5 protein-coding genes and 1 riboswitch are annotated in these 4,661 nt (G+C 72.4%); of the genes, 3 read left to right on the top strand and 2 right to left on the bottom strand.

The annotated features are described in order from the left end of the window. Together VIW71_RS16845 and VIW71_RS16840 are read right to left on the bottom strand one after the other, a co-directional pair. On the bottom strand, nucleotides 1-710 hold a 710-nt coding region (locus VIW71_RS16845), incomplete at its 3' end, for an enhanced serine sensitivity protein SseB C-terminal domain-containing protein (protein WP_331623125.1). A 226-nt stretch (nucleotides 711-936) separates the two neighbouring features. Continuing rightward, entirely contained in the window at nucleotides 937-1,671 is a 735-nt protein-coding gene (locus VIW71_RS16840) for an enhanced serine sensitivity protein SseB (protein ID WP_331623124.1), read from the bottom strand. A 120-nt stretch (nucleotides 1,672-1,791) separates the two neighbouring features. Next, nucleotides 1,792-1,892, top strand: a riboswitch (glycine riboswitch). 183 nt (nucleotides 1,893-2,075) lie between these two features. Between VIW71_RS16840 and gcvT the strand changes: the two genes are divergently transcribed. From gcvT to VIW71_RS16825, 3 genes are all read left to right on the top strand, one after another. Next, entirely contained in the window at nucleotides 2,076-3,254 is a 1,179-nt protein-coding gene (gene gcvT / locus VIW71_RS16835) for a glycine cleavage system aminomethyltransferase GcvT (protein WP_331623123.1), read from the top strand. Between the two features lie 238 nt (nucleotides 3,255-3,492). Further along, nucleotides 3,493-3,873, top strand: a complete 381-nt coding sequence (gcvH, locus tag VIW71_RS16830; RefSeq protein WP_331623122.1) for a glycine cleavage system protein GcvH — start codon at nucleotides 3,493-3,495, stop codon at nucleotides 3,871-3,873. Nucleotides 3,874-3,976: 103 nt separating this feature from the next. Continuing rightward, nucleotides 3,977-4,661 (top strand): serine hydroxymethyltransferase (locus tag VIW71_RS16825; RefSeq protein ID WP_331623121.1); only part of this gene is annotated, 685 nt, incomplete at its 3' end.

Below are 4,661 nucleotides of genomic sequence, written 5' to 3'. Positions count from 1 at the left end.
CCCCCCCCCCCCCCCCCCCCGCCGCCGTAGGCCTCACGGTCGAAGAAGGGCTGTGCGGCGACCCGCATCCACATGGCCACCGGATCGTAGTCGTCGGACATCGCCACCGTGGAGACCGCCAGCCCCTCCGGCACCCCGCCCAGCGCCTGGCGCATCATCAGCCGCACGGAATTCACCGCCTGCGGGGAGCTGTCGTAGACCTCCACGCCGATCGCGAGGTACGCCTCGCCCAGGACCGGCTGGACCCAGGCGCGGCGCAGCGCCCGTACCGCGGGGGTGCGGTGCGCCGCCTGGGCGAGGAGCGCGTAGAACTGGGGGATCGGGAGGGACGGCTCGCCGATCCGGAGCGGGCCGGCCGGCAGGACGTCCAGGCCGACCGCGATACGTCTCAGATCCAGCCACGGAACGCCGACGCCGCCGTCGGCCGCGTGCGGGTTCAGCCACAGACCACAGCGGTCCGGATAGAGAGTGAGCGCTATGTCCCGCCCGGAGACCACCTCGTGCTCACGGGTCCAGCCGCTGACCGCGAGCTCACGGGGCGAGGTGAAGCAGGGCGCGTAGCCGTGGCCACCGATCTCCATGCTGCCGTACTGGGCGTCGGGCGAGCCGGGCGAGCCGTGCCACAGCAGCATCCACACCTGGCCCTCGGCGAGCGACGCGAGCAGGTTCTCGTATGCGTCGAACCGGCCGGGCGCCACCTGGAGCAGCATCCGCTCCACGTGGCCGGCCGCCGCCGCGCCGCCTTGCGCGCCCGCGATCACGTGGGACCGCCCCTTCCGCTCGTTCGGTGTTCCGGGCGCACGCCGGTGCGCCGCACGCCATCAAATCAGGTCGAGTGTTCCCGGTGGAACGCTGATCGACTCAAGCCGCCTCCCCTATATGCGGCCTATACACGGCATATACGGAGGCGGCCGGTCACTCTCGGTGGCGTCCCCCTCAGTCGCGGGCGAAGAACGGCGCCACCGTCTCCAGCATCCAGTCCCCCACCGGGTCCTGCGCCACGTCCAGCAGGATCAGGTGGACCTGCCAGGGCAGCGGCGCCGCGCCCAGCGCCCGGCCGAGCGCGTCCATGGCGGCGGCCCGGTCCTGCTCCTGCCAGCGGTCCAGTTCCACGCCGACGAACAGGCCCGGCGGCTCCTCCTCCACCGAGGCCAGCGCGCGGCGGGCGGTCAGCACCACCGGCGTGACGGCGAACTCGCCCGCCGCGGCGGCCAGGAAGTCCACCGGCTCCTCGGAGTGGTCCGGCTCCCACAGCCGGACCCGGGCGCCCACGGCCGGCGCGTCGCGCCCCGGGCGGCAGAGCTCGGCGACGGCGGCGGGCGGCAGCGGCACCCCGACGGCGCCGCCGGGGTTGACCGCGATGCCGACCAGCGGGGGCAGGCCGCGGGCGAACTCGTGCACCGGCGCGACCGTGCACGGCATCCCGTCGGCCGCCTGCCTGAACTGCTGCTCGGAGCTGAAGACCGGCACGTACGGCGCGCCGCCCAGCTCCACCGTGGGCAGGTCGAGGCCGGGTGCGTCCGGCGCGCCGCCGTTCGGCAGCGGCACCCAGACCAGGGACCGGCCCAGCACCTCCAGCAGCCTGGGCGTGGCCGAGGGGTTGCCGAGGCTCGCGGTGAGCACCTCTTCCAGCTCGTTGGCCGGCCATATGTACGGTGCCGGATTCTCCATGTCCACCCTTTTCCGCCCATGTGCCACTGTCCTGCGGGCAAACCTTAGACGAGTGAGTCCGATCCCGCCCCGTTCCGCGGGCATGCAATGATGGGCGGCACAACTTGCATACCGGCCGATGGAGGCCGCGCGGGAGAGTTCCGTCCCCCCACCCCGGGGCCGGGCGCCGAAGGAGCAAGTCCTCCCTTGAATCTCTCAGGCACAGATACCGCGCGGGCGAGGCAGATCTGAAAAGCGGACAAGCACCCGGCGCGTGAGGATGCGCGTACCGGGTCACGTCCCACCCACGGTGCAAACCGCGGCCCCACGCGGGTCACGGTGAACCTCTCAGGTTCCGATGACAGATGGGGAGGCCGCAGTGGCCTCGTCTCCGTTCCGCCGTCCTCACCTGGGAGCCCTTTCCGATGAGCGAATCCCGCGTATCCCCTCAGTCGAGCCCGTCCGGTCAGCCGGGCCCTTCCTCTGAGCCGGGCCGGCCCCGCCGCACCGCGCTCGACACGCTGCACCGCGCCCTCGGCGCGACCATGACCGACTTCGCGGGCTGGGACATGCCGCTGCGGTACGCCAGCGAGCGCGAGGAGCACCAGGCGGTACGCACCCGCGCCGGCCTCTTCGACCTCTCGCACATGGGTGAGATCACCGTGACCGGGTCCGGGGCGGGCGAGGCGCTGGACTACGCCCTGGTCGGCCACCTGTCCGCGCTGAAGGCCGGCCGGGCCCGCTACACCATGATCTGCGCGCCCGACGGCGGCATCCTGGACGACCTGATCGTCTACCGGCTCGCCGAGCAGGAGTACCTGATCGTCGCGAACGCCTCCAACGCGCAGACCGTGCTGGACGCGGTGACCGAGCGGGCGGCGGGTTTCGACGCGTCCGTGACCGACGACCGGGACGCGTACGCGCTGCTCGCCGTGCAGGGTCCGCGCTCCTCCGCCGTCCTGGCGTCGCTCACCGACGCCGACCTGGACGGGCTGAAGTACTACGCCGGGCTGCCCGGCACGGTCGCCGGCGTGCCCGCGCTGATCGCCCGTACCGGGTACACCGGCGAGGACGGCTTCGAGCTGTTCGTGGCGCCGGGTGACGCGGAACCACTGTGGCAGGCCCTGTCGGCGGCGGGCGCCGAGGCCGGTCTCGTACCGTGCGGGCTCTCCTGCCGGGACACGCTGCGGCTGGAGGCCGGGATGCCGCTGTACGGGCACGAACTGAGCGCCGGGGTGACGCCGTTCGACGCGGGTCTCGGGCGAGTGGTGAAGTTCGACAAACCCGGGGACTTCGTGGGCCGGGACGCGCTGGCGGTCGCCGCGGAGAAGGCCGCCGCCGCGCCGCCGCGCAGGCTCGTCGGGCTGATCGCCGAGGGCCGCCGCGTCCCCCGGGCCGGCTACCCGGTCACCGACGCCGCCGGCACGGTCATCGGCGCGGTCACCTCCGGCGCCCCCTCCCCCACGCTCGGCGTGCCGATCGCGATGGCGTACGTGGACGCGCCGCACGCGGAGCCGGGGCCGGCGGGGGTGGCGGTCGACATCCGCGGGACGCGGGAGCCGTACCGGGTCGTCGCGCTGCCGTTCTACCAGCGGGAGCGGTGAGCGCGCGGGGACCCGTACCACCGCCTTGATCCGTACCACCGACCTCTTTCCCGTACCGCGGCGTTCATCCCGTACCGCGGCCGGAGATCCGTACCGCGGCCCTGACCCCGTACCGCGGCCGGAGATCCGTACCGGCACCGGTGTCCGTACCGGCGCCGCCACACGCAGCGTCGCGTGACCGTCCCTGTCAGCCGAGTGGCTTACGCGAACACACCTTCACATCCGGGAGAATTCCGTCATGAGCATCAACCCTGAGCAGTTGCGTTACAGCAAGGAGCACGAGTGGCTCTCCCCCGCCGAGGCGGGCGTGGCCACCGTGGGCATCACCTCGCACGCCGCCGACGCGCTCGGCGATGTCGTCTACGTCCAGCTCCCCGAGGCCGGCGCGACGGTCACCGCCGGGGACACCTGCGGCGAGCTGGAGTCCACCAAGTCCGTCAGCGACCTGTACTCGCCGGTGTCCGGCGAGGTCACCGAGGTCAACCAGGACGTCGTCGAGGACCCGTCCCTGGTCAACTCCGCGCCCTTCGAGGGCGGCTGGCTGTTCAAGGTGAAGGTGTCGCAGGAGGAGGCGGAGCTGCTGTCCGCCGCCGAGTACGACGCGTTCATCGCACAGTGACACCCGGCGGGCTCGGCGGCCGGAGGGGCCCCGTACGAGCCCGCCCCCGCCCGCCCCGCCCTTTTCGACCCGCTTTCCGCCTCGTCCTCGACCAGGAAGACCCATGTCCCTGCTGAATCAGTCCTTGCACGAGTTCGACCCGGACGTCGCCGCCGCGCTCGACGCCGAGCTGCACCGCCAGCAGTCCACCCTCGAAATGATCGCCTCGGAGAACTTCGCGCCGGTCTCGGTCCTCCAGGCGCAGGGGTCGGTGCTCACCAACAAGTACGCCGAGGGGTACCCCGGCCGCCGCTACTACGGCGGCTGCGAGCACGTCGACGTGGTCGAGCAGCTCGCCATCGACCGGGTGAAGGCGCTGTTCGGCGCCGAGGCCGCGAACGTACAGCCCCACTCGGGCGCGCAGGCCAACGCGGCGGCGATGTTCGCCCTGATCAAGCCGGGTGACACCATCCTGGGTCTGGATCTGGCGCACGGCGGCCACCTGACCCACGGCATGAGGATCAACTTCAGCGGCAAGCTCTACAAGGTCGCCGCCTACCACGTGGACGACCGGACCGGGCTGGTCGACATGGGCGAGGTCGAGCGGCTCGCCAAGGAGCACCGGCCGAAGCTGATCGTGGCGGGCTGGTCGGCTTATCCGCGGCAGTTGGACTTCGCGGAGTTCCGGCGGATCGCCGACGAGGCGGGCGCGTACCTGATGGTGGACATGGCCCACTTCGCCGGGCTGGTCGCGGCCGGGCTGCACCCCTCTCCCGTGCCGTACGCGGACGTCGTCACCACCACGACCC

The organism is Streptomyces sp. (genome assembly GCF_036524955.1).
Taxonomy (GTDB): domain Bacteria; phylum Actinomycetota; class Actinomycetes; order Streptomycetales; family Streptomycetaceae; genus Actinacidiphila.
This window is presented reverse-complemented; position numbering and strand designations above follow the sequence as displayed.

Excerpts from the sequence above, each read along its gene's own strand:
- VIW71_RS16840 (WP_331623124.1), bottom strand. The coding sequence starts at position 1,671 with ATGGAGAATCCGGCACCGTACATATGGCCGGCCAACGAGCTGGAAGAG.
- gcvT (WP_331623123.1), top strand. The coding sequence starts at position 2,076 with ATGAGCGAATCCCGCGTATCCCCTCAGTCGAGCCCGTCCGGTCAGCCG.
- gcvH (WP_331623122.1), top strand. The coding sequence starts at position 3,493 with ATGAGCATCAACCCTGAGCAGTTGCGTTACAGCAAGGAGCACGAGTGG.